The organism is Cystobacter fuscus, from assembly GCF_044360685.1.
In the GTDB taxonomy this organism is placed as follows: domain Bacteria; phylum Myxococcota; class Myxococcia; order Myxococcales; family Myxococcaceae; genus Cystobacter; species Cystobacter fuscus_C.
In genome coordinates this window covers 6,827,847-6,852,429 of sequence record NZ_CP043491.1, presented here as the reverse complement: position 1 = coordinate 6,852,429, position 24,583 = coordinate 6,827,847, and the positions used below count along the sequence as shown (strand labels likewise).

The following is a 24,583-nucleotide window of genomic DNA, read 5'->3' as shown; positions in this document are numbered from 1 at the left end:
GCGAGAATCCGGCCATAATGACATATTTCCGCTTCATTGGAAATCACACCCCGCCTGCTCTTCCTCCAAGGAGAGACACGGCGTGAGAAAGCCCGTGCCCTCGGTGGAGAAGGCAGACGCGGGGGCGGGTGGACTTCTACGGGATGTCAGGGATTGCCCGTCTGGTGGGCGGCTCGACGAGAGGAAGGAGAGACAGGGCGGCGGGTCGTTTCAATGCGAGACGTAACCCAGGTGCCCATCGGGACGCACCAGGAGCGAGCTCCAGGCGCCCAGGCCCGGCACCTCGCGCGACAGCTCGGCGGTGAGTGGGGTCGTCCAGCCGCGCCAGGACGTGGGCAGCTCGACATGCGAGGAGGCAGGCCGGCGCAGCAGCAGCCACTTGCCCTCGTGCAGCAGGGAGTAGAGCGAGCGCGACGTGCCTGCCTCACCGCACAGGGGCTGGTCGGCCAGGCGCGTGCCACAGACGCCGGGCTCCACCTTCAGTCCCTCCGGGGCGGGCAGGGGAGGGGAGGGGTAGGCCACGTCGAAGGCGGAGATCTGCTCGGCGAGCACGCGGTTGACGGGGGGCCAGGTGAGCAGCGCCGAGAAGGTGTCGCGCAGGGCCATTCCCGCCGGGTTGAACTGGGTCATGAGCGCCGTCTGGCTCAGCGTGTTCTGGATGAGCCGCGCGCCCACGGGGTGGCGCTCGTGGTGGTAGCTGTCGAGGAGCGACACGGGCGCGAGGCCGCGCAGCACGCCCGCCAGCTTCCAGCCCAGGTTCATCGCGTCCTGGAGCCCCACGTTGAGGCCCTGTCCACCCGCCGGCATGTGGATGTGGGCGGCGTCACCCACCAGGAACACGCGGCCCTCGCGGTAGCTGCTGGCATGACGCGTCTCGTTACCGAAGCGAGACAGCCACATCGGCGAGTGCATCCCGAAGTCCGTGCCCACCACCTCGCGGGTGGCGCCCGCCAGCTCCTCCAGGGTGACGGGCTCGGACAGCGGGACGTGCTGGCGGCCGGGAGAAACCACCACGATGCGGTGATGGACGCCGTCGCCCAGGGGGACGAGCATCGCGCCGCCGTTCGGGCTCGTGCGCGACATCACGGGCCCCGGGGGCGGCTGCGCGAGGACGACATCCCCCAGCATCTGGGTGCTCGTCACGTCGGTGCCCGGGAAGGGGATGCCCGTGAGCGTGCGCACCGCGCTGCGCGCGCCATCCGCGCCCACCACGTACCGGGCCCTCACCTGGAACGTCCCGTCCTCCCGCTCCCCCTCGAGCCGCACGCCCTCGGCGTCCTGCCACAGCCCGCCGACGCGGTAGCCGCGGTGCAGCGCCACGCCCACCTCCCGCGCGCGCTCCTCCAGGAGCGCCTCGGTGAGCGCCTGGGGGATGAACAGCGAATAGGGGAACGTCGTGTCCAGCACCGAGAAGTCCAGGCGCGTGTCCAGCCCCGCGTAGTGCCCCGTCGGCAGGGGCGTGCCGCGCGCCAGGAACCGCTCCGCCAGCCCCCGGAGCGCCAGGATCTCCAGGGTGCGCGGGTGGACGGACAGGGCGCGTGACTGAGCGATCCGCTCCTTCCTGCGCTCGAACACCGCCACCTTCACGCCCACCAGGGCCAGCTCGCTGGCCAGCATCAACCCCACCGGGCCTCCCCCCACGACGGCCACTTCCACCTGCTCTCGTGTCATCACCGCCTCCAATCTAACACCGTTAGTTGTGGACTAACGGTGTTAGGCTGTCAAGCGCGGGCCCGGAGGAGTCATGCGCATTCAGAGGGAGCAGGTGGTGCGGGAGGCGCTGGTGTTGTTGGACGAGGCGGGAATCGAAGGGGTGACGATGCGCAAGCTGGCGCAGCGCCTGGAGATCCAGGCGCCGTCGCTCTACTGGCACTTCGCCAACAAGCAGGCGCTGTTGGATGGGATGGCGGACGCGCTGGTGGAGCCGGTGGCGCGCGACGTGGAGCCCACGCTGCCCTGGGACGAGGAGCTGCGGCGGGTGGCGGCCGGGCTGCGGCGGGCGCTGCTGTCGCGCCGGGACGGGGCGCGCGTCTTCGCGGGCACCTATATCGTCACGGAGAACATCCTGCGCGTGAGCGAGGCCCTGATGGGGGCCTTGCGGCGCGCGGGCGCCTCCTCGCGTGTGGCCGCCTGGGGCTGCTTCTCGCTCGTCTATTATGTGATCGGCTTCTGCATGGAGGAACAGGCGCTCGATCCGCGCTTCAACCCCGAGCCCGTGGACCTGCCCCGGAGCCGCGCGCGCTTCGCCTCCTTCCCCCAGGAGCGCTTCCCCCACGTGCTCGCGGCGCTCGACGCCATCTTCGACACGGACCTCGACACGCGCTTCGCCTTCGGCCTCGAGCGGTTCATCACCGGCCTGCGGGCCGAGCTCCCCGGCGCCTCTTCGTCCTGATTCCAGCAGGAACGCGGAATGCTGATGACGCGGCTTGTCGGGTGCGCCTGCCTGGTGTATTGGGGCTGGATTTTTACACCCCCATTGCAAGTCGTCCCTCCGCCCATGTCCTTCTCCTCGCACATCGAGTTCCAGGTCGATTCGCCCCCCGCGCTGCCCCCGGGCTTGCTGGCGTTGGAGGCCCAGGGCGTGGGGGGCGGGGCTTCCCGGGAGTGGGAGGCGCGGGGCGTGGGCTTCCGGCGGGTGGAGGAGGTGTCCGTCACGGACTGCGTGGTGGCGCACCTGGAGGCGGAGGAGGTCGACGCCGTCTTCGGGATACCGGGGGGCAACATCGCGCCCTTCCAGCAGGCGCTGCGCCGGCATGGCGCCATCCGCTTCGTCATCGCCTCGCACGAGGGGGGCGCGGCCTTCATGGCGGACGGCTATGCGCGCGCCACGGGCAAGCTGGGCGTGTGCCTGGTGACGGCGGGCCCGGGGGCCACCAACGCGCTCACGGGCGTGGCCTCGGCGCACCTGGACGGCGTGCCGCTCCTGGCCATCAGCGGGCAGGTGGCCACGGATCGCTTCGGCCTCAACGCCATCCAGGAGAGCACGGGCACGCACGGGGTGAACACGGTGGAGGTGTTCCGCCAGGCGAGCGCGGTGTCGGCGGGCATCGTGGACGCGCAGAGCTTCCAGCGTCTGCTGGCGCGGGTGATGCGGGTGGTGCATGGGCTGCCCGGTGGGGCCGCGCACCTGAGCATCCCCTCCAACATCGCGCGCCAGCGCATCCGCCACGCCCTGCTGCCCACCACCCGGGGCGCCTTCCGCGCGCGCCCGCCCGCGGCGGCCCCCGAGGATCTGGACGAGACCTTCCGACTGCTGCGCACCGCGCGCCGGCCGCTCATCGTCCTGGGCTCCGGGGCGCGCGAGGCCCTGGGGAGCCACGGCGAGGCCTTCACCGCCTTCGTCTCCGAGCAGGGGATTCCCGTGGCCACGAGCCTGCGCGGCAAGGGGCTGTTCTCCGAGGACGAGCCGCTGTCGCTGGGGGTGCTGGGGCTGGCGGGCAGCCGGCGCGCGGAGGCGTATGTGCGCGAGGGCGTGGACGTGCTGCTCGTGCTGGGCAGCCGGATGGGGGAGTGGGCCAGCCGGGGCTTCAACAAGCACCTGCAGGCCATCGACAGTGTCATCCAGGTGGATGCCCAGTCGGCCCACATCGGGCAGTTCCTGCCGGTGCGCCTGCCCATCGTCGCGGACGTGGGCTCGGTGGTGACGGGCCTGGTGGAGCGGGGGCGGCGGAGCGGCCCTCCCGGGGGAGAGCGGCTGCGCGAGCGCTGGTCGCGGATGGTGGAGTCGCGCGAGCCCGTGCCGAGCCTCCGCGCGCCCCAGGCCGAGGGCATGGTCAAGCCGCAGCAGCTCATGGCCGAGCTGAACGCGCACCTGCGTCCGGACATGGACCTGTACATCGACATGGGCAACTGCACGGGCTGGGCGTCGCACCTGCTGCGGCTCACGCCCCCCACGCGCATCTTCTTTCCGTGCGGCTTGTCCTCCATGGGCTGGTCCTGCGGAGCGGTCATCGGCGGCAAGCTGGGCCGGCCGGAGCGGGCCGCGGTGGCCATCACCGGGGATGGCGCGTTCCTGATGAATGGCACGGAGCTGCTGACGGCGTCGCGCTACCGGGTGGGCACGGTGACGCTGGTGCTCAATGACAACTTCCTCGGCATGGTCAACCACGGGGAGCACGCCCAGGACGCCACGGTGCCGCTGGAGGACGACTTCTACGGGCTGGGAGATCCGGACCTCGCCGCCTTCGCCGAGTCGCTCGGTGCGCGCGCGTATACCGTGGATGGGCCGGGGCAGCTCGCGGCGCTGTTGCCCGAGGTGTTGCGCCGCGCGGACGAGCTGGGACAGCCGCAGGTCATCATCGCGCGCGTCGACTACCGCGAGGTGCCGCCGTACGGGGACCGGTTCGCCGCGGTGGCCTCGGACGGCAGGTAGACAGGTCCGCCATGTCGGGTGACTTCGCGCTGTTGGGTGTGGGGGCGGCGGTGCCGGAGCAGGTGCGCCGCAATGACGATCCCCTCTTCGAGCCGCTGCGGCGTGCTGCGGCCCGGGGTGGAGGGGAACATGCGCTCTTCTATGGCAACCGGGAGCGCCGGGTGCTGGCGCCCGGGGAGTCGCTGGCGGCGCTCACGGCCAGGGCCGGGCGGGTGGCGCTGGAGGACGCGGGGGTGCGGCCCGAGGCGGTGGAGCGGCTGTATGGCTACGTGTCCGTGTCGGAGTTCGTCTCGCCCAACGCGCTCTACGCGGTGCACCGCGAGCTGGGGTTGGGGCAGGGGACGCTGGTCATCCCGGTGCAGGCGGACTTCACCAACTTCCTGATGGGCGTGGTGCTGGCGTGGGAGGCGTTGCGGGCGGGAAGCATCCGGCACGCGCTGGTGGCGGTGGGCTCGGGGTGGACGCGCAACATGGACTACGGCCAGGGCCATGCCATCGGCATCGGGGATGGGGCGGGCGCGGCGGTGGTGGGGGCGGGCGAGCGCCTGGTGTTGGTGGACTGGGCGGCGGACACCTTCAGCGGCGAGTACGGCGCCATGACCATGGCGTCGCGTCCTGGCTCGGGGGTGGAGCATCCCACGTATGGCATTGCGCCGGATGCGGGCATCCAGGCCTTTCTGTCCTCGGGGATGGATGGGCCGCCGAGGCTCGTGGCGCGGTTGCTCGCCAGGCATGGCATCCACCGCGACGACGTCACGCTCATCTCCCACCAGGCCACGCGCAAGCTGATGGACCACTGGGCGGCGCAGCTCCGCCCGCGCGAGTACCTGGATACCTACGAGGACTTCGGCAACATGGTGCACGCCTCGCTCCCCGTGACGCTGGCGCGCTTCCATCGCGAGCTGCGCACGAAGTACCTGGTGATGGTGGGTCTGGGTATCGGCGCGCACCAGTTCGCCCTGCTCGTGCGTGTCTGACGTGGATGGTCACCTACCGCGGACGGGTGCCAGCAAGGGATCTCGTCGTGGTGGGCAACCGGTTCGCGAGCAGGTCGGCAATCTCCTGGAGTGGCGTGGTGTCGTGGTCGAGCAACCATGCCGTGAGGGCCAGGGAGTGCTCGACCTTGTTGTATTCGAGCGTGTTGCCCGAGAGTTCCGAGAAGAGATCGCCGAGGAGCCGGGGGGCGTCGATGTCCTGGAGGAAGTCCCGGGTCTTGGATTTGCGGTAGTAGTCCGCGTTGGATGCGTGCGTGTCGATCCATGTTTGAATTTGAGCGGGCGTGGTCTGTTTGTCCTCGAAGCCGGGCTGTCCGTTGATGACCGACGAGAGGGCCCCCGCGTGAAGCAGATAGTTCTCGTAGGTCCTCCGCTGGAGGAAGCTGACCTTCCCTTGACTCAATCGGACGAGATCCTCTCTGGCTTTCTCGGGGCGGAGTTCGCGGTCGAAGATGAAGGCGATGGCGGGCGGAAGCAGCGCTTGGCCCTGGGTGAGCTTCTCATAAAGACGGAAGGCGGAGCGGGCGTCCTCCGAGTCGAAATCTCCGGTATGGAGGACTCCCACGATGCTCACTCCGGACAGCGGGCATTTGAGCATCTTCTGGACGATGAGCGGAAAGCAGATCTCCTCGGTCTTGCCCTCGACCCACAGGATGCTGTCCGAGCCAAAGACATCCGACAGACGGGATCCGACTTCCATGAGCAGGGCCCGGAGATGTTGCGACTCCCGAGCATCGGCCTTCTCGATGGCGGTTGACCCCTCCTTCTTGCGGAGGATGTGGATGGTGGAAGGGTTGCTGGCGGAGATGAGGTCAGGCGAGTGGGTCGAAACGATGTACTGGTGCTGTGGGTGCTCGCGAAAGATCTCGATCAGGGCGCGAGATGCACCGGGGTGGAGAAAGCTGTTGGGCTCGTCAATGATGAGGACGCGCGGGCTCTCGGCGGTCACCAGAACATAGAGCATGGCAAGGACTTGGCTGATGCCTGTTCCACTCTCCGTCAGTGGAACAGCCAGATCCTCTCGTTCCAAAGCGGGGTCGTATGACCAGACGAGAATCTCGACTTGCTTTGCTCCCATGGGGCGCACCGTGATGCGCTCCACTTGGGGGAGTACGCGTTTGACGAGCTGGTTGTATCGCTGGAAACGAGCGGGATTGCTTTGGAGGATGTTCAGGACTTCTGGCAGGTTGCTCGCATCGGGCACGAGTTCACGGTTGGGTCCGAACGTTGAGATTCCTACGTTCATGCGTTCGGCACGGAAACTGTATATTCCAGACAGGAAGTGCTCGCCGATAGCATTTTCGAGGGGTTTGTAGATGTTGTTGCCGTGGAGGTCGCCCTGTACGTGAAGAAAACTGCATGTTGGCTGGTTGTCTTTGTTTGTTTTTATGAGTAGCCACTGAATCGGTCCGCTTGATATCCTTTCGTAGCAGCCGAAGGCGGGATCGGAGGTTGTTGCGAATATCACCGAGCTTGGATGCTTTTCGAGCGTGACTTGAATGACTTCATTTTGAAGAAGCTGGAAGAGTGGCATCGTGCCTGAATTGCTCAGTGCCCTCGGGGGATTCTTGGGGTAGGGAATGACCCATGTTGTTTTGTGAAGGCTCATGAACTGAAGCACTTCCGTCAAGCTGAGGATAAGGCGGAAGCGCGCGCGTGAATGCTCATTGAGTGCATGGGCGGGCGTCGGAAGGGTCGTCAGGCTGCGATGCGGCTTATCTTGGAATCGAAGCCCCAACCCCTCCAGGAGGGCGGTCTTCCCGGCGTTGTTTTGTCCCGTCAGGATGTTGAAGCCGGGCTTGAATTCGATGGGGCCCGAATCTTGATAGCTTTTGTAATTATAAAGCTGGAATTCCGATAGGTACATGGCTGTTGATTTTCTCCAGGAGAGATTCAAGATCCTGTCACAATTCTTCTCCCTGTCCACCCCGTTGTTGTCCTCGGTCTGGATCCAACCGCTCCTCCTACGTTGCTCCCGCTCTACCGAGGGCGTGCGCCGCCCCGTCTCCCCAACGGCTCCTTGTTCTTCTATGCTCCATGAATGACCGCACCTCGGCTCCGCGCCTTCTTCCTGCTGCTCCTACCCTGGGGGCTCGCCACGCTGGGTCTCAACGCGCTGTTTGGTGGGGACGTGGTGCACCAACTCTGGATGATGGGGGCTCCGTCCGTGCCAGGCACCATCCTCTCCAGTTCCGTGCTGCGGGACTCCTCCAGAGAGGAGGCAGGTTACAAATGGGTGGTGCATACCGCTACACCGTAGATGGGCGGACCTACGAGGGCGAGCGCTATCGTGACAATCCCTCGACATTCTCTCGCCGGGGGGGCTGGACGAACTGGCCGGGCGCTACCCACCGGGAGCCCTCGTGCCGGTGTTCTATCGCCCGGAAGCCCCGGAGGACGCTGCCCTCCTGCGAGGCCTGGAAGGGGCCGATTTGCTGTTCTTGCTCTTCGTGGCGACCCTCACGCTGCTGGGGTTCCTCGGCATGTACGCACTGGTCTATTTCTCCCGGGCACAGGCGGCCCAAGTGGCCGAGTTCGTAGTCGATGGCCGTACCCACGTCACACTCAACGCGCTCAGCCCCATGGTCACCGGGTGGTGCGTCATGGCCGGCGTGGCGCTCGTGCTGTACCCCCTGTTAGGGTTGGCCACGCAGTTCCATCCATCGCTGCGCACTGCGGGGCTCGCCTGGGGCTTCGTGCTCACTTGTGGCGTGCTTGTCACATGGTGGACCCAAGCGCGGATGGTCTCGGGGGAGTGGGATCTCATCCTCGATGAATGCAATCGGCGCTTGTCCCTGCCGCCGATGAAGAACCAGAACGGGGCGTTCGAGCGCCCGGCGCGGGTCGAACTTGACTGGACACGAGTCCAGGCCGTCACCTTGGAACGGCACACCCGCAAGGATGACAAGGGTGACACCTCGACGCACTACCGGCCCACTGTCACCTTCCTGGACGCGCGAGGCGAGGTCCAGCGCGAGCCCATTGCCGAATGGAGCCTTGAGGGCCGCGCCAGCGCGCTCGTGCTCTGGTTGCAATCGCGGCTCGCGAACTCCACGCCCGGCCGCGAGCCATGACCACCTTGACGATCCTCGCGCATCGGCCTTTCCTGGAGGTGAAGCTCAGGCTTTTTCGTCAGGCAGGAGCGTGAGTAGTAGCTCGTCGTCAGGTCCGAGCGGCCTCCACCCGGGCGGTGGAGGTGAGGCGCGGAGCGCTGCCCTGGCTTGCTTGACACGCTCCTTATGCGTTTCCGGTGTGTAGGTCGTCCAACGGGCGAGTGCATGGGCGGTAGCGAAGCGGGTCGAGTCGTCCGACACGGCCGGCCAGCCATTCGGGAAATGCTGAGACAGTTCGCGCACGAGTTGTCCGCGCACCAAACGCGTGACCTTGCGGCTTCGCTCCGCTTCGGCGACCAACCCGCTGAACACCTGCACTGCCGCGATGTCATCCTCGCCAAGCTCGTCCGCCAATGCCACCAGCGAAGCGGTGGGGCGCGCATCAGCGAAGGCCGTGAGAGAATCGTAACCACGTTCGCGAACCCGTTCGTACAGGCGAGCCTTCACGTTGCCCTGCCAGGCACGTCCGTTGCTCATTTTCCTCTCCAAAGGGTGAAAGTCAGACTTCTTTGTCAGGCAGTAGAGTGAGCAGCAACTCGTCGTCGGGCCCAAGGGGACGCCAGCCTGGGGGCGGTGGCGTGGCGAGGAGGGCTGTTCTGACCTGTCTGACACGCTCCTTATGGGTTTCAGGGGTATCGGCAATCCACGAGCCGATCGCCTTGGCGACTTTAAAGCGATTGGCGTCATCCAGCACGGCCGGCCAGCCGTTGGGGAGACACTCGGACAATTCGCGTACAAGTACATCACGCACGAAGCGTGTGGTCTGCTTGCGCTGCTCCGCCTCGGCGAGCAACTCGCTCAACACCTGCATCCCGGCGACATCGTCCTCGCCAAGCTCCTCAGCCAGCGCCACCAGCGAGGCTGCAGGGCGTGCGTTCGCGAAGGCGGTGAGCGAATCGTAGCCGCGCTCACGGACCCGTTCGTACAGGCGGCCCTTCCAATTCCCCTTCCAGGAATGGTCCCGGCTCATAGTCCTCTCCAGGAGGTGAAGTTCAGGCATCCTCGTCGGGCAGGAGCGTGCGCAGCAACTCGTCGTCAGGGCCGAGCGGGCGCCAGCCTGGGGGCGGCGGTGTAGCGAGCAGGGCTGTCCTGACCTGTCTGGCGCGCTCCTTATGGGTTTCCGGGGTGTAGGCAATCCACGAGCCGAGTGCCTTGGCGACCTTGAAACGGTTGGCGTCGTCCAGCACGACCGGCCAGCCATCGGGGAGACTTTGAGACAACATGCGCACGAGCACACCGCGAGCAAAGCGCGTGACCTGCTTGCACTGCTCCGCCTCGGCGAGCAATCCGCTCAACACCTGCACCCCGGCGACGTCGTCCTCTCCAAGCTCCTTGGCCAGCGCCACCAGCGAGGCAGTGGGGCGCGCTTCGGCAAAGGCGGTGAGCGAAGTGTACCCGCGCTCGTGGACCCGCTCATGCAGGCGAATCCTCCAGTTGCCCTCCCAGGAACGCCCACCACTCATCGCCCTCTCCAAGGGATGAAGTTCATCGCGAGGTTGTACTCCTCCATGCGCTCCGCGACGATGTCCAGCACCTCGTTGCGCGTCAACATCCGTCCAGCCGTTACCTCGGCTTCGTGCAGCGCCTCCATGATCATCCGGTTCCATTCGCCGGGCCATTGGCGGCCCAGCTTCCAATTCCCACCGCCGTGGATGGCCTCGTGGTTCGCTCGCTCCATCTCGACGCAGAACTGGTCGATGTCCATCTCGCCGGTGAAGCCTCGTTTCTCGAACCACGCGCGGAACTCCTTGGGCAGCACGTGGTGTCGCGGGGGCTCGTTCATGCCGGCCCCCGCTCTGCCCGTCACGTGCATGCCCCTCACCTCGGGCCCATCGCCGAGCGCCTCGCGCACACCCCGGGGCAGCTCGCCGTGAGCCTGCGCCAGCATCGCCTGGCCCGCCTGAATCCGCACGGCGGCACTGACGACGGGTACGGAGAGGACGCCCGCCCGCACCAGGTGGCGCATCATCTCCACCCACTCGGCGGACACCACCAGGCGCGTGCCCATCATCACGCCGTCGCCTCCCACCACCAGGCTCACGCCGAGCAGAGCGGGAGCGGACGGAGGCACCGAGGGCAGCGAGAACTTCAACGCCGAGAGCAGGGAGAGCGCCTCGATAGTCTCCTTGAGCAAGAGCACCTTCTCGACCCTCTCCGCCCCCTTGCGCGCGACTTGGAGGGTGGCGGTGAACTCGCCGGTGAGGTGGCCCACCAGCACCGGGACGTCTTGCGCCGCGGCCTCCACCTGCCCGGGCTCCAGGGAGGAGAGCGCCGTCATGGCGGGCTCGAGCCGCTGCTGCCAACGCCCCAGGTCCGCGAACATGCGCTCCACGCTGTAGAAGTGCTGGGTGCACACCGCGTCGGCGAGGTGGAGCAAGTCGAGCCAGACGGAGAGCAGCAGAGAGCCGAGCAGGGAGGCCTCGAGCCGTGGCCCGGCGAGGCGCAGCAGGGCGAGCTGCATGTCCGGGTCTTCCACCTGCGAGGCGGCGGTGGCGAGCCGGGTGGCGGCGGCGAGCTGGGTGTCCATCCACCGCTGTTGCCGGGCGCCATGGTCCACGTAGCGGACCAGAACGCCGTTGCCGCCAATACCCCGCCCACCAGCCTGGAGTCTGGAGAACTCGCTGGAGAGGCGGCGGGTGGTGCCTGACACGTCGAGGATGGCACGGCGAAAAGCCAACTGGGCCGCGAGGGCGCTCTGCCGCGCTTCCCTCTGGGCGCTGTCCGAGCCCACCGCCGTCGACTCCTCCCGGGAGGATTGGCGCCGGTATGGCCGCCACGGTGCTTCGGGCTCGGACGGGGAGAGGAGGGCGCCCGGAGTCTCGACGCTGGACCCCGCGGCCGATATGAGCGGCGCCGTGTAATGCAGGCTCATCCTACTGGGCTCCGGTGGTGGCAGCGACACGCAGCCGGTGGACAGCAGGGCCAGGACGAGCAGGCCCACCCACGTGGCCCACGACGAGTCAGCGCGCATGGATCCCCCCCAGCCTCACGGAGGCGAAGGCCCCCTTGCCGCACTCTACTCCTTCTTGTGGGTGTCTCGCCCTTCGGACAGGGAGCGTACGAACTTCGCGTCGATGCCGTGGATTCTCAGCTTCACCAACTCCTCCGGTGTCAGCTTCGTGTACCCCGCCTCGCGCATCTCCCGGATGAACTCCGGCGTCACCCCGTGGATGCTCATGGCGAGGAGATCCTCCAACTCCAGGGCCTTGTAGCCCTCGGCCGCCAGCGCGCGGATGCGCTCGGGCGTCACGCCATGGATGCGTGACTGGATGAGCTTCGCGAGCGTCAGCTTCGTGTAGCCGTGCTGGGTGAGCGACTGGATATACCCGGGCGTCACCTGGAAGATGCCCACCTGGATCAGCTCCTCCAGGGGAATGTCCTTGAAACCGAGCGCCGACAATTCCTTCACCCGTGCCGGGGTGATGTCGAAGACGGCCAGCAGGTAGTGTTTGTCCGGAGCAATGGCCGAATAGCCCAGCGCGGCCATGGCTCGGACATATTCCTCATTGTGTGTGAAGCGCAGGTGTCCCGCGCCCTTCGCGTCGGAGAAGCGCCCCTCGAAGGAGAAGACCCCCGCCTCGCGCTCGAGCCGGAAGGGCGCCGTGCCGCCATCCGCGATCGACAGGCCCTGGAAGGAGGCGAGGGGCACCGTCATGTTCAACTGCTGCGTTGTCTTTGGTTTCTCCGTCGACGTGCGCAGGAACAGCTCGAGCGTGTCTTTCCTGACGTCGGCCGTCCAGGTGCCGGTGATCGACGGCTCGGCGAACACCGGAGTGGCGGCGAAAAGCACCCACGTGAGCAGCGAAAAGAAGAGGGACGAGACTTTCATGGGACGGACTCCTCCGGGCGGACGCCGCGATGGACCCGGTCCAATATACGAACTTCTTCGTAGAAATCAACGAAGCCCTTCGTAGATACTCGGTCCACAGCGGGCGGGACGAGATGCGCGGTGCCAGGGTGTGGGCCCGCCCAGGGCCTGCTTTCTCGGATGCCCGTCAATGCATGGAGCGCTTGAGAACGGTGAGCCGCGTGCCCAGCTTCCAACACATGGAACGACAACTTCGGACGGTCCCTGTTTGGATGTTGTTGCTGCTCGCCCCCGTGGTGGCCTTCGCGCAGAGCGGGCCCTCCTCCGGTGACGAGTCCTTGAACCAGCAGGTCGCCCACAGTCCCCTGACCTGGTCCTGGGTGGTGATGCTCGCCGTGGCCGTGGTGGCCTTCGTGGCCTACACCGTGAAGATCTCCAGGAACCATCGGCCCCCGGATCATCCCGTCCCCTGATCCCACCCGCCGGGCGTGGTATGGGTCCTCGCTCTGGAGGGCCTCGCCGTGGCCAGACGCACCAAGGGTCAGTATTCCCCCGCGCTCTTCGATGTCGCGCAGGACATCGTCGGGGGCCTGCCGATCAAGCTCATCGAGCAGTGGCTGGGCAGCGAGCAGACCCACGTGGACGCGCTGCGCCTGCTCCAGTCCTTCCAGGTGAAGGGCTACAACGTCGTCTCGGACTCGGCGGGACTGACCCGCCTGTCCCAGCAGCGGGGACTCATCGAGATCCTGGCGCTCATCGATCAGCCCAAGCAGCTCGTCCATGGACTGGGCACCGCGCTGGGCGGGCGGGGGGTGGGTATCTGGGCGGCCGACAATACCCAGATGTTCTACCCGCCCTCGGTGCGCCCCGAGTCGCTCGTGTCCATGCTGTTGACGCTCCAGGACGAGATCCACCGCGGCTGTCAGATCCGCATTGGCCTGGGCGCGCACTTCGGCGAGTTCTACGGTCTCAGCGGGGGCTTGTACGGCGCGCAGTCCGATGCCATCGAGGAGCTGGCCGAGAATCACACCGAGGGCGGGGAGATCGTCATCACCCAGGCCCTGCGTGAGCTGCTGCCGGAGGGGCACGCCTTCACCCTGGCACCCAAGGACGCGCCGCCGTCGCTGCTCGGCCCGTGCTGGGCGGTGGTGGATGGGCCCCGCCTGACGGACCTCCGGCGCTCGAGCGAGCCCTATCCCATCCCGTACTCCCAGGCCTTCCATGCGGATCTACTCGCCTACCAGTCTCGCCTGGAGGACGTGGCCTTCGGCAAGCACCTGGCCGGCAAGTACCTCCAGCACAAGACGGTCGTGCTCATCGAGCGCGAGGCCCAGCAGGCGGACACGCCCGAGCTGGCCCTGTTCGACAACCTCTCGCTGTCCGCGAGGATGAAGGACACGGGCCTGCGGCACCTCGCCTCCCACCAGGGCGAGGAGGTGAAGGTGGTGGGCCCCCTGGGCATCTACGTGTTCGACGCCATCCCCGCGGCACTCGGCTTCGCCCAGCTCTTCCGCCGCGAGCTCGCACGCGAGGACATCTCCTGCCGCATCGGCATCGACGTGGGGCCGGTCCTCCTGTTCGAGCTGTCCTCGGGAGGCCGGGACATCGCGGGCATGCCGGTGAACATCGCCTCGAAGCTGGCGCAGGACCTGGGCCGCCCGGGTGGGCTGTACCTGAGCGAGGCCCTGGCGGAGCACGTGGACCTGGAGGGCTTCACGGAGCGGCGCGCCACCGTCTCCGGCGTGGCGCTCACCTTCCATGAGGGCTGAGGCCCGGCGCGCCGTCCTCCCCGCTCACCGGGCGGGGGTCGTTCCCGTGGGCGCCTGGGCGGCGTCCTTCTCCGCGAGCCCCGCGTAGACGGCATCCCGGATGGCGGCCGGGAACGCCCCGGACATGCCCTCGAAGGCCGTGTTCGTCAGCGCGACGACGCTCAGGCGCTGCTTCGGATCGACGAACCAGCTATGCCCGTAGGCGCCTCCCCACTGCCAGGTGCCCACGGACTGGGGCGTGCCCGCCTTGGCGGGATCCACGAGCACCGAGCCACCGAAGCCGAACGTCCACCCCGGGTTCGCGGGCATGTCCAGCGAGCCGATCTGGCCGGTCGTCGCCTGGGTGGCCGTCGCGGGCTTCAGCACCGGCGCGCCCCCCGCGCGCACCGCCTCCAGGAACTTCAGGAAGTCACCGGCCGTGCCCACCATGCCGGCGCCCCCCGAGGGGAACGAGCGGGTGTTGAGCACCCGCCCGGGGACGAAGCGCACGCCACTGGCGCCCAAGGACACGACATGAAGCTCGCCCATGCGCACGGGCTCCGGCTTGCCGTCCGCGTAGGGCGTGGCGAGCCGCTTGGGCTCCTTCACCGTGAAGCCGGTGTCGCGCAGGCCCAGGGGGCGGGTGACGAGCCGCTCGACGACCTTGGGCAGCGGGGCGCCTCCCGCGCGAGCCACCACCGCGCCCAGCACGTCGATGGCCACGGAGTACCCCCAGCGCGTCCCGGGCTCGTAGGACAGGGGCACCGAGGCGATGCGGCGGAGGTTCTCCTCCAGGCCCAGCCCGGGCGCATCCAGTCCGTCCGAGACGCCCGCGCGGTGATAGGGGCCGTCCTCCGGCTCCAGGATGCCGTAGCTGAGCCCCGCGGTATGCGTCAGCAACTGGCGCACCGTGATGACGGCCTCGCGGCCATCCGCGAGCCGGGGCCGGAAGTCGGGCAGCCACCGCGTCACGGGATCCTCCAGCCCCAGCTTGCCCTGGTCCACGAGCGCCAGTGCGGCCGCGGACACCAGGGGCTTGCTCATCGAGGCGAGCCGGAAGACGGCGTCCTCGCGCAGGGGGATATGCGCCTCGCGATCCGCCTCGCCCGCGGCCCGGTGGTAGATGACCTTCCCATCCCGAGCCACCAGCACCACCGCCCCCACCACGCGCTTGTCGGCCAGCGCCTGCTCGATGACCGCGTCCAACCTCGCCGACACCGCGCGCTCCTCGGCGGCGGCCAGCCCGCTCAGCAACAGCCCCAGCGTGACGGCAGCGGATATGCTTCCAACCTTCATGCGCATCGACGAACCTCCCTTTATTCGTAGTGAACGTTCGGGAAATAAAGGCGGGTCGGGGAAATTTCAGAGTAATCGTTATGAAAAAAGCCAATCCCACGGAGGGCCGGGGCCGGGGTCGGCCTCGGGAGTTCGATCGGAGCGCCGCGTTGGAGCGGGCCATGGAGGTGTTCTGGGAGCGGGGCTACGAGGGGGCGTCCATCGCGGATCTCACCGAGGCGATGGGCATCACCGCCCCCAGCCTGTATGGGGCCTTCACCTCCAAGGCGGAGCTGTACCGGGAAGCCCTGGAGCTCTACCAGCGGACGCATGGGTCGGCGGGCGTGCCCGCGCTGGTGGAGGAGCCGACGGCGCGGGGTGCCATCGCCCGCGTGTTGGAGGAGGCGGCGCGTGCGTTCGTCGACCCCCGGCATCCGCACGGGTGCATGGTGTCCACGGCGGTGCTCAACTGCGCGACGGAGAACCAGCCGGTGGCCCGGCATGTGGCCGGGCTGCGCGAGACCTCGCTGGAGCGGCTCCAGGCCCGGTTCCAGCGGGCCATCGTCGAGGGGGAGCTGCCCTCCACCACGGATGCCGAGGGCCTCGCCCGGTTCTTTGGCGCCATCCTCCAGGGCATGTCCGTGCAGGCCCGGGATGGCGCGAGCGAGGAGGAGCTGCGGAAGATCACCTCGCTCGCGCTGAAGTGCTTTCCCCGGAGGTGACAGGTGGCGGTGTCGGAGCTGCCCAGCGGGTTCGCTCTTCGGGTAAAGGGGAAGGAGTTCAACAAGGACGGTCATTCATCGATGAAGCGAAACACTCGCGTTGAACCCCGCTCCGCTCCCTTCCACGGACTCCTGACGGTGGGCCTGCTGGCGCTGTCCCTGGGAAGTGGTGCGTGCTCCGATGCCACGGATACGGCTTCCCGCCGGGGGGCCAACGTCCCCTGGACGGAATACCAGGCGGAGGATGGCAAGACGAACGCGACGGTGCTCGGACCCAGTCGGACGCGCTATGACCAGGCGTTCATCGAGGCCGAGGCCATCGGGCGAAAGGCGGTCCGCCTGGACAAGACGGGCGACTACGTGGCCATCACCGCGAAGAAGGCGGCCAATTCCATCGTCGTGCGTCTGTCGATTCCGGACTCGCCGGACGGTGGTGGCATCGATTCAACCCTGGGCCTCTATGTGAATGGCAAGCGCGTCAAGACGCTGGCGGTGACTTCGCGCTACTCGTGGGTCTACGGCGGTGAGGAACTGCGGACCCCCAACACCCCCAGCGCGGGCGAGCCGCATGCCTTCTTCGATGAGACGCGGGCGTTGCTCGAGCCGATTCCAGAGGGCGCGGAGGTGAAGCTGCAGAAGGACGCCCAGGACAGCGCGGCGTTCTACGTCATCGACCTCATCGACTTGGAGCAGGTCGCCGCGCCGCTCGAGAAGCCCGCGGACCTGGTGTCCGTCACCGAGTACGGCGCGCTGCCGGACGACAACGTGGACGACGGCGAGGCCATCCAGAACGCCATCGACGGGGCCGTCGGGGAAGGGAAGAAGGGGCTGTGGATTCCCCGAGGCACCTACCTCGTCAACCAGGTGAAGCAAGGCCAGCTGGGCCTGTCGCTCAAGGGCATCGAAATCCGGGGCGCGGGCATGTGGCACACCACGCTCAAGGGCGCCAAGGCCACCTTCTACTGCTGGGGGGAGGGTGGCTGCCGCTTCTCCGACTTCTCCATCCTCGGCGAGGTCGACTTCCGCGACGACGACATCCCGAACAACGGCTTCAACGGCGGGGTGGGCAAGAACACGAGCATCGAGAATGTCTGGGTGGAGCACGTCAAGGTGGGCTTCTGGTGCGGCACGGACGCGGACCCCTACGGCACGGATGGGCTGGTGGTACGCCACTCGCGCTTCCGCAATCTCTACGCGGACGGCATCAACCTGGCCAACGGCACGCGCAACTCCGTGGTCGAGCACAGCCACTTCCGCAACACGGGGGATGACGCCATGGCCATGTGGTCCAACAAGGGGGCGGGAGATCCCGCGAGCCACGACAACGTCTTCCGCTACAACACGGTGCAGATGCCCTGGCGGGCCAACTGCTTCGCCATCTACGGGGGCTACAACAACACCCTCGAGAAGAGCGTGTGCGAGGACGTGCTGACCTACTCGGGCATCCTCATCGACAACGAGTTCGGCGCGCACCCCTTCGCCCCGACGACGACCCTCGAGGACATCTCCCTCATCCGCGCGGGGGGTCTCATGTTCGGCATGAACCACGGCGCGCTGCGGTTCTTCACGCGCCAGGGCCCCGTCAACGACATCACCGCGAGGAACATCGACATCATCGACTCGACGTTCGCGGGCATCCAGTTCCAGAACCACCCGGACAGCCAGGGCGCCACGTTCTCCAACCTCCTGCTCGAGAACGTCTTCGTCACGGGCTCGCGCACCTACGGCATCGAGGTCCTCGGCGAGGCGGGGGGACGGGCGAGCTTCGAGGACGTGGTGGTGAAGGACTCCGGGAAGGGCTCCCTCCACGCCCCGGGCGTGCCGGGGTCCTTCTTCGACAAGCGCTCGGGCAACATGGGCTGGTAGCACCCGCTCCGAGAGGACGGCCTCCCGGTCCGGGCCCGGCGGGGCCGCCCGTGCTTGACGCGGGGCGGCAAGTGACACGCGCGGTCAACTCCGCAAGCGTCCTGAGGGGAGTTCTGCCCACTGTTTGACATTGAGCGGCGCCGAATTCGTTGGGTTCGCCGGGGAAATTGGGGATGCTCCCGCGCCGTTACCCCCTCAGGAGGCAGAACCGAATGCGTCACGTGTTCATGGCGATCAGCCTCGCCACCACCCTGGTTGTTCCCACTGTCGCCGCCGCGGAGACCGTGGCCATTTCCTGCGGCACCGTGGGTAAGGAGTTCGAGCTCTGCAAGCAGGGGGCGGAGGCCTGGGCCAAGAAGAGCGGCCACGAGGTGAAGCTCGTCAGTGGCTCCACGGATGCCAGCGAGCAGTTGACGGTATTTCAGCAGCAATTGTCCACGGGCTCCTCGGACATCGACGTCTTCCGGGTGGACGCGGTGTGGCCCGGCATCCTCGGTGCCCACTTCATCGACCTGAAGCAATACATTCCGGACGAGGTGGTGAAGCAGCACTTCCCGGCCATCGTGGAGAACAACACGGTGGACGGCAAGCTCGTGGCGATGCCGTTCTTCACGGACGCGGGCGTGCTGTACTACCGCAAGGACTTGCTGGAGAAGTACAAGCAGAAGCCCCCCACCACCTGGCAGGAGCTGGCCACGACGGCCAAGCTGGTGCAGGACGCCGAGCGCAAGGGCGGCAATGAGAAGATGGTGGGCTTCGTCTTCCAGGCGAAGGCGGCCGAGGCGCTCACCTGTAACGCGCTGGAGTGGATCGACTCCTTCGGGGGCGGGGCCATCGTCGACAAGAATGGCAAGGTCAACATCGACAATCCGAAGGCGGTGGAGGCGCTGAAGACGGCGGCCTCGTGGATTGGCACCATCGCGCCCCAGGGCGTGCTCTCCTACGAGGAGGAGGGCGCGCGCGGCGTCTTCCAGTCGGGCAACGCGGTGTTCATGCGCAACTGGCCCTACGCATGGGCGCTGGCCAACTCGCCGGACAGCCCCATCAACGGCAAGGTGGGCGTGGTGGCGCTGCCCAAGGGCGGAGCGGACGGCAAGTCCACCGGCGCCCTGGGCGGCTGGAACCTGTCGGTGTCGAAGTACTCCAAGCACCAGGAGATCGCCGCGGATCTGGTGAAGTACCTCACGAGCACCGAGGAGCAGAAGCGCCGCGCCATCCTCGGCTCCTTCAACCCCACCATCGTCAGCCTCTACAAGGACGCGGACGTGCTGAAGGCCAATCCCTTCTTCGGCACGCTCCTGGACACCTTCACCAACGCGGTCGCGCGGCCGGCGAAGGTGACGGGGGCCAAGTACAGCCGCGTGAGCGCGGACTTCCGCAACACCGTGCACTCCATCCTCTCCGGTGGCGCGGCGCAGGCCGACGCCAAGGTGAAGGATCTGCAGAAGAAGCTCGAGCGCATGGGCAAGAACGGCAAGTGGTGAGCTCGCCCCTGGCGTGAAGAAAAAGGGCCGCCCCTGTCTCCAGGGGCGGCCCGATGTTTTTCCAGGGGGGAGCTTCAAGCTACCAGTTGTTGCCGCCGCCGTTGGTGATGGTGAAGCCGCCGTTGCTCTGGTTGACGGCCTTGCCGCTGGGCGCGTTGTTCACCGTCACGTTGCTGAACGTGGCCCCGCCCTTCGCCGTGGACAGCACCTGGATGCCGTAGGTGGTGGGGTTGGTGATGGTGACTTGATCGAACAACACGTTGGTGAAGGCGCCCCCGTTGTTGTTCTGGATGCTGATGCCCTGGTAGGTCGGGTCGACGATGTCGACGTTCTTGATGGTGATGCCGTTGGTCGGGTTCTGGTCGCCGCGCAGCCAGATGGCGCCGAACTGCTGACCACCCCAGTAGGTGCCACCGGTGCGGGTGAGGGTCAGACCGTCGATCGTCGCGGACTCCATGGGGTAGGGGTTGAACTCGGAGCTCACGGTCAGGCCGGGGTAGGTGAGCACATCCGCGGCGGTGCTGTTCTCGATGCGGTTGCCGACGCCGCCGTAGATGGCGTACGCGGCGGCGCGCCAGACGATCTGCACGCTGCAGTTGCGGATGACGTTGTTGCGGTCCGGCTGCGGGTAGAGGTCCGTCGCGGACCAGATGGCGAAGGCGTCATCGCCGGTGTTCCGGGCGTGCGAGTTCTCGATGACGCTGTCCTTGGTGCCGTTGCACAGGTTGATGCCGTCCGCGCCGGTGTTGCGGATACGCACGTTGCTGATGCGCAGGTTCGTCGACTCGGAGGGGCCGCCGACCCAGTAGCCGCAGTGGACGTGCTCGATCCACATGTTCTCGATGACGGTGTTCTTGAAGGCCGAGTTCACCCAGGCCTTGCCGCCCTGGGTGCGCAGGCCGTCGGTGTTGCCGAAGATGGCGAAGTCGCGGAACTTCGAGTCATCGCCGGTGATGATGAAGCCCGTCTGACCCCAGCCCGCGTCCTCGGCCAGGCTGGCGTTGTAGAGCCGGGTGTGCCACAGGCCCGCGCCCTGGATGGTGACGCCCTTGACCTGGATCTTGTTCGTCTGATCGTAGATGCCCGGCGGCAGGTAGACGCCCGTGAACTTGCCGGCCTGGACCGCCCAGATGGCCTGGCTGATGGCGTTGTCGTCGGCGATGCCATCGTTGGGGATGGCGGGCTCCCAGCCATTGCCCGCCTGGGTGACGTCGACGTAGCCCGCGGGCTTGGCGATCGGCGCCGCGACGAGCTCGAGGTCGATGAAGTCGATGGCGTAGTACGGGGAGGTGTCGCCCGAGTCCTTCTGCAGGCGCACGGTGGCGCCCGCGGGGATGGTGGTCTTCAGCAGCTTGCTGGACTCGTCGTAGATGCGGCGCGGGGGGCCCGCCGAGGGGTTGTTGTACTGGGTGGCGTCGTCCCCGTAGACCCAGGCCTCCTTGGAGGAGAGGGTGAGGGTGTCCACCTTGCTGCCGTTGACGTAGAGGCTGAGGGTGGCCCGGGTGCCGCCACCGCTGGGCGCGTCGGGGATGCTGTTGCGGATGACGATGGCGTTGGCGGGCGCGGTGGTGGTCCACTGCACGTAGTGGCCGGTCGAGCTGAGCACCACGGCCTTGCGGCCGGAGGCCTCGCCCGGGATGGTGCCGAGCGCGCGGCTGGGACCCTGCACCTGGGCGTTGGTCGTCCCGTCCTCGGCCTCGTACTCGATCCACGGCACGCGGGCGCCGCGGCCGACGTAGAAGCTGGAGTTCAGCGTGTTGTTGCTCTCCACCGCCTCGGAGATGGCGTTGGCGGGATCGATCGTCGCGACCAGGGTGTGGTTGCCGTTGGTGGCCGTCCAGGAGCCGCCGAGGCTCACGACGGCCGAGGCGCCCGCGGCGAGCGCCGTGGAGGTGACGCCCGAGAGGTTCGTCGTTCCGTCGATGGTCAGCTTGATGGCGGCGGAGCTGCCGGCCGCGTCGAGGCCCTGATTGGCGACGGTCACGTTGAAGGTGACCGGGCTGCCCGCGGTGGGGTTGGCCGGATTCTGGGAGATGGACTTCACCACGAGGTCCGGGCCGGGCTGCTGCGTCACCGTGAGGTTCTTGGTGGCGCTGTTGTTGGCGTCGTTGAACTCGGCGATGGCGTTGTCCGGGTCCACGACGGCGGTGACGGCGTAGGTGCCATTGGCGGTGGACCAGGTGGCGTTGGCCGTCAGGGTGGCGCTCGCGCCGGCCGCGATGGACGTCGTGGTGGGCAGCGTCGAGGCGGCGATCTCCTGGTTGTTCACGCGGAAGGAGACCTTGTGGACACCGCTCGGGCTGGCGGCCGTGCCGGCGTTCCTCACCACGGCCTTGAGGGTGATGGCCTCGCCCTCCTTGGGCGGGTTGCTCGCCGCGCTCCACTGGATGTCGGCCACGGTCAGATCGGCCTTCTTGGCGGCCGTGGCTCCGACGGTGATGTAGTCCAGGTTGACGTTCGCGATGTCGCCCGCGTCGTACTGGTAGGCGATCGAGTTGCCACCGGCGTTCAGATAGAAGGTCTCGACCTTGGTGGCCCAGACGTCCCAGTTGCCGGTGGTGGGCAGGGCGCTCTGCGCGCTGCGCGTGCCGTTCACATAGACGGAGAGGTTGGAGTCGGTGAAGCCGTTGCCATAGCGCAGGCCCACGTCATACCAACCCGCGCTGGTGACGGAGACGTTGAAGCGGGTGCTCGCGCCCTGGGCCCAGTAGCCCTCCACGAAGCCCGAGCCGCTGTAGTTGGCGTGGTTGGTGGTGGTCGCCGCGCCGCCGCTCAGGGTCGCCGCTTCCGCCTCGTACTTGGAGCCGCCCGTGCCCGCCGTCGTGTAGTTGGCGGTGAGGGTGGCCGCGGCCGCGGTCGTCTTGTACGTGGTGGACGCCGAGGAGATGTTGCCGAAGTTGGCCGCGATGCCACCCGACCAGGAGCTGAAGACCTGACCGGTGGGCGCCGGGTTGGCCGAGATGTTCACCACGGTGTCGGCCGCGTAGGCGCCGCCACCCGTGCCGTTGTTGACGGTCAGGGCATAGGTCGCCGTTCCACCGGCCGGCGAGCCGAGCACCTGGAACTCCGCGACCTGCGCGCCGGGGGCGCCCGAGTTCGACGCGAAGCGCAATTGGAGCTCGCTCGCGGTGGTGCTCAGGGGAATGGTCACCTGATTGCCGCTCGCGGGATTGAAGGTGTAGTCCGCCGCGGCCACCAGGGTGGCGAAGGTGCCACTGGCGGAGTTGCGCCCCAGCACCGTGATGTTCTGGGTGCGGGTGCCCCAGACGCTGTCCGGGTTGAGCTGCAGCACCACGGCGCTGACCGTGTGGCTGGCGCCGAGGTTCACCGTCAGGGTGTTGGGATAGGCATTGGGCGCCCCTTCCCAGTAGGTGCCGCGGTTGCCGTCGTTCGCGTTCGCCGCGACGTAGACCTGCGTATAACCCGAGGCCGTGATGCTCTTGCCGAGCGCGACGTTCTGGTCCAGCTTCGAGGCCACCACGCCCATGCCGGGGAGCGCGGACGGCTGCTGCTGGGGACCGCAGGCGGTCATCATTTGAAGCAAAATCAATCCAGCACCGGGCCCGGTGCGAGCCCAATGCCGTGCGTGCCTGTCCTTCACTGAGACCTCCAAGGGGGTAAGGGCGTGACACACGCCCACTTGTGTCTTCCAGGTGCGTTGGAAGTTCAGCTCTAGAGAGCCTCAACGCATTTTTCAGGTTATTCCATGTTAACCATGAATAAAAGGAATACCTGCCCAGGCAGAAAATTTCACTGGCTCTGGGCTCGCCGCGACCGGGCAAGACGCAGCAAGCCAAGGAGGGCCCAGGGCCACAGCGCCGCGGACGCCGCCGCCTGGCAGCCACAACCCGAGGGAGAGCCGGGCTCGCTGGGAGCGGGGTTGCCGGAGCCCGCGTCGGGCTCCACGCCTCCATCGCTCTCTCCCGGCGGCACGAACGAGGACTGGGCGACGTAGATGGCGGAGCCCCATTCCTCCTGGTCGTCCTTCGGCGGGGCCAGTCCCGCGCAGAAGGAGATGTCCCCGCGGTCGTTGATCATCGGGGCGCCGCCGAAGACGGGATTCGAGGGCGTCTCCTGATCCACGCGCGCGGAGCCGAGATCCGAGGGGAGGAGATCGTGCTCCGTCACCACGGGCTTGAGGGACGCGCCATCGCTCACCCACACCGCGCGCAACCCATCGGCGCGGAACGCACGGAAGACGACGAGCCCTTGATCATTGATGTCCGGCGGGAAGAGTTCCAACTCCTTGATGTCTCCCTGGCCGTCTTGCGCGAGCGTTTTCAGCTCGGCCCCATCCCACAAGAAGAGCGCGGTGGATTGCTTCCCCGACGCATCGCGCAACGACGCCAGGAACGCGACCTGCCCCTGGTTGTTGAGCGCGGGTTGGACCGAGGCGAAGCGGTAGATGGAGGAAGAGGAGTCGCGCCCGCGGGACTCCGCGATGAGGTGGGACGTGCCATCCGGGTTCCACACGCGCAGCTCCTGGAACCACTCGGTGGTGTAGCTCTGCAGATCCACCGCGGCGACGAGCTGTCCCAGATCGTTGAGGTTGGGCGAATAGAGGTAGGTATAGGGGCTGGCCGCGTCGAGAGTGCGGTCCTTGGCGAGGAGCGTCGCCTCGTAGCGACCTTCCCGAGGGGTGTACAGGGCGTAGGCGTTGCCGTTTCCGACCCGGGCGCGGGCCGCGAACTGCTGCGCCTCGTTGAGGACGAGGCTCGACCAGTAGGAGGCGCCCAGTGGCTCGCGGATGACACGGACCTGCTTCGGGTCGTCCACGTTCAACAGGTAGATGCCATTCTCTGTGGTGTCGACGCTCGCGCCCGTGACGGCGAACACCACGTTGCCCCGTGAGTCGAGGCTGGGGTCCCCCATCCGGACATCCGGGTCGGTGCTCGGCAGGGTGTAGATCCGCTCTCCCTTTCCCTCCACGCCATACCAGAGGCTCGGGGAACCCTCGGGAGTGATGGCCAGGGTGAAGCCCACCCTCCGGTCCTTCGTGATGGGAAGCGTATAGCTGCCGGAGAGCAGGGCGCCCGGCTCCAGGTTGTAGGCTCCGGAGCCATTGCCCACCATGTTGGTCCGGGCCTGGAGCAGGAAGGTGTACTCCGGCAGCGCGGCGAGGGCCGGCGCCGCGAGCAGGAGCGTACCCAGGGCGGCGAACAGGGGATTCCGATCAACCAATGCACGGTGTTTCATGGCA

The 24,583-nt window shown here is 67.3% G+C and carries 20 protein-coding genes; 10 read left to right on the top strand and 10 right to left on the bottom strand.

Going from position 1 to position 24,583, the window contains the following annotated elements; translation table 11 throughout:
* Positions 1 to 210: 210 nt before the first annotated feature.
* Entirely contained in the window at positions 211 to 1,671 is a 1,461-nt protein-coding gene (locus tag F0U63_RS28060) for an FAD-dependent monooxygenase (protein ID WP_395834263.1), read from the bottom strand.
* Between the two features lie 73 nt (positions 1,672 to 1,744).
* Here F0U63_RS28060 and F0U63_RS28055 point away from each other — a divergent pair, with 73 nt between their 5' ends.
* The 3 genes from F0U63_RS28055 (at position 1,745) to F0U63_RS28045 (ending at position 5,349) form a co-directional block, all read left to right on the top strand.
* Positions 1,745 to 2,392 carry a TetR/AcrR family transcriptional regulator C-terminal domain-containing protein gene (locus F0U63_RS28055; protein WP_395834261.1) on the top strand — a complete coding sequence of 216 codons (648 nt, stop codon included), beginning with the start codon at positions 1,745 to 1,747 and terminating at the stop codon, positions 2,390 to 2,392.
* 105 nt (positions 2,393 to 2,497) lie between these two features.
* A complete protein-coding gene (locus tag F0U63_RS28050; protein WP_395834258.1) occupies positions 2,498 to 4,372 on the top strand; it encodes a thiamine pyrophosphate-binding protein in 1,875 nt (624 codons plus the stop codon).
* A gap of 11 nt (positions 4,373 to 4,383) precedes the next feature.
* Positions 4,384 to 5,349 carry a 3-oxoacyl-[acyl-carrier-protein] synthase III C-terminal domain-containing protein gene (locus F0U63_RS28045; protein ID WP_395834256.1) on the top strand — a complete coding sequence of 322 codons (966 nt, stop codon included), beginning with the start codon at positions 4,384 to 4,386 and terminating at the stop codon, positions 5,347 to 5,349.
* 13 nt (positions 5,350 to 5,362) lie between these two features.
* On the opposite strand, the gene F0U63_RS28040 is transcribed toward F0U63_RS28045, so the two are convergent.
* Positions 5,363 to 7,264 (bottom strand): AAA family ATPase, encoded by a 1,902-nt coding sequence (locus F0U63_RS28040; RefSeq protein ID WP_395834254.1) that lies wholly within the window; start codon positions 7,262 to 7,264, stop codon positions 5,363 to 5,365.
* Between the two features lie 144 nt (positions 7,265 to 7,408).
* Here F0U63_RS28040 and F0U63_RS28035 point away from each other — a divergent pair, with 144 nt between their 5' ends.
* Both F0U63_RS28035 and F0U63_RS28030 read left to right on the top strand, forming a co-directional pair.
* Entirely contained in the window at positions 7,409 to 7,627 is a 219-nt protein-coding gene (locus tag F0U63_RS28035) for a hypothetical protein (RefSeq protein ID WP_395834252.1), read from the top strand.
* 103 nt (positions 7,628 to 7,730) lie between these two features.
* Positions 7,731 to 8,441, top strand: a complete 711-nt coding sequence (locus F0U63_RS28030; RefSeq protein ID WP_395834250.1) for a hypothetical protein — start codon at positions 7,731 to 7,733, stop codon at positions 8,439 to 8,441.
* A 45-nt stretch (positions 8,442 to 8,486) separates the two neighbouring features.
* Here the strand turns inward: F0U63_RS28030 and F0U63_RS28025 are convergent, their stop codons facing one another.
* Genes F0U63_RS28025 through F0U63_RS28005 form a run of 5 tightly spaced genes read right to left on the bottom strand, consistent with a single transcriptional unit; the run spans position 8,487 to position 12,309 of the window.
* Entirely contained in the window at positions 8,487 to 8,957 is a 471-nt protein-coding gene (locus F0U63_RS28025; RefSeq protein ID WP_395834248.1) for an NUDIX hydrolase, read from the bottom strand.
* A gap of 22 nt (positions 8,958 to 8,979) precedes the next feature.
* Positions 8,980 to 9,450, bottom strand: a complete 471-nt coding sequence (locus tag F0U63_RS28020; RefSeq protein ID WP_395834246.1) for an NUDIX hydrolase — start codon at positions 9,448 to 9,450, stop codon at positions 8,980 to 8,982.
* A 22-nt stretch (positions 9,451 to 9,472) separates the two neighbouring features.
* Positions 9,473 to 9,943 (bottom strand): NUDIX hydrolase, encoded by a 471-nt coding sequence (locus F0U63_RS28015; protein WP_395834244.1) that lies wholly within the window; start codon positions 9,941 to 9,943, stop codon positions 9,473 to 9,475.
* On the bottom strand, positions 9,940 to 11,451 hold the full coding sequence (locus tag F0U63_RS28010) for a DUF2380 domain-containing protein (RefSeq protein WP_395834242.1): 1,512 nt from the start codon (positions 11,449 to 11,451) through the stop codon (positions 9,940 to 9,942). The genes F0U63_RS28015 and F0U63_RS28010 overlap by 4 nt, the downstream gene beginning before the upstream one ends.
* A gap of 45 nt (positions 11,452 to 11,496) precedes the next feature.
* Positions 11,497 to 12,309, bottom strand: coding sequence for a hypothetical protein (locus tag F0U63_RS28005; RefSeq protein WP_395834240.1), 813 nt, complete (start codon positions 12,307 to 12,309; stop codon positions 11,497 to 11,499).
* A gap of 251 nt (positions 12,310 to 12,560) precedes the next feature.
* On the opposite strand from F0U63_RS28005, the gene F0U63_RS28000 reads away from it, so the two are divergent.
* Positions 12,561 to 12,761, top strand: coding sequence for a hypothetical protein (locus F0U63_RS28000; RefSeq protein WP_395834238.1), 201 nt, complete (start codon positions 12,561 to 12,563; stop codon positions 12,759 to 12,761).
* A gap of 48 nt (positions 12,762 to 12,809) precedes the next feature.
* Positions 12,810 to 14,057 carry a family 3 adenylate cyclase gene (locus F0U63_RS27995; RefSeq protein ID WP_395834236.1) on the top strand — a complete coding sequence of 416 codons (1,248 nt, stop codon included), beginning with the start codon at positions 12,810 to 12,812 and terminating at the stop codon, positions 14,055 to 14,057.
* Between the two features lie 24 nt (positions 14,058 to 14,081).
* On the opposite strand, the gene F0U63_RS27990 is transcribed toward F0U63_RS27995, so the two are convergent.
* A complete protein-coding gene (locus F0U63_RS27990; protein ID WP_395834234.1) occupies positions 14,082 to 15,338 on the bottom strand; it encodes a serine hydrolase domain-containing protein in 1,257 nt (418 codons plus the stop codon).
* A 74-nt stretch (positions 15,339 to 15,412) separates the two neighbouring features.
* Between F0U63_RS27990 and F0U63_RS27985 the strand changes: the two genes are divergently transcribed.
* The 3 genes from F0U63_RS27985 to F0U63_RS27975 all read left to right on the top strand — a co-directional run bounded on the left by F0U63_RS27985 (position 15,413) and on the right by F0U63_RS27975 (position 19,383).
* A complete protein-coding gene (locus F0U63_RS27985) occupies positions 15,413 to 16,033 on the top strand; it encodes a TetR/AcrR family transcriptional regulator (RefSeq protein ID WP_395834232.1) in 621 nt (206 codons plus the stop codon).
* Between the two features lie 81 nt (positions 16,034 to 16,114).
* Entirely contained in the window at positions 16,115 to 17,899 is a 1,785-nt protein-coding gene (locus F0U63_RS27980; protein WP_395834230.1) for a glycosyl hydrolase family 28-related protein, read from the top strand.
* Between the two features lie 212 nt (positions 17,900 to 18,111).
* The gene (locus tag F0U63_RS27975; RefSeq protein WP_395834228.1) at positions 18,112 to 19,383 is read left to right on the top strand and encodes an ABC transporter substrate-binding protein; all 1,272 of its coding nucleotides are present in this window, start codon (positions 18,112 to 18,114) and stop codon (positions 19,381 to 19,383) included.
* Positions 19,384 to 19,462: 79 nt separating this feature from the next.
* On the opposite strand, the gene F0U63_RS27970 is transcribed toward F0U63_RS27975, so the two are convergent.
* Entirely contained in the window at positions 19,463 to 22,918 is a 3,456-nt protein-coding gene (locus tag F0U63_RS27970; protein WP_395834226.1) for a CARDB domain-containing protein, read from the bottom strand.
* A gap of 215 nt (positions 22,919 to 23,133) precedes the next feature.
* The gene (locus tag F0U63_RS27965) at positions 23,134 to 24,579 is read right to left on the bottom strand and encodes an MXAN_5453 family MXYO-CTERM-anchored protein (RefSeq protein ID WP_395834224.1); all 1,446 of its coding nucleotides are present in this window, start codon (positions 24,577 to 24,579) and stop codon (positions 23,134 to 23,136) included.
* Between the last annotated feature and the right edge of the window lie 4 nt (positions 24,580 to 24,583).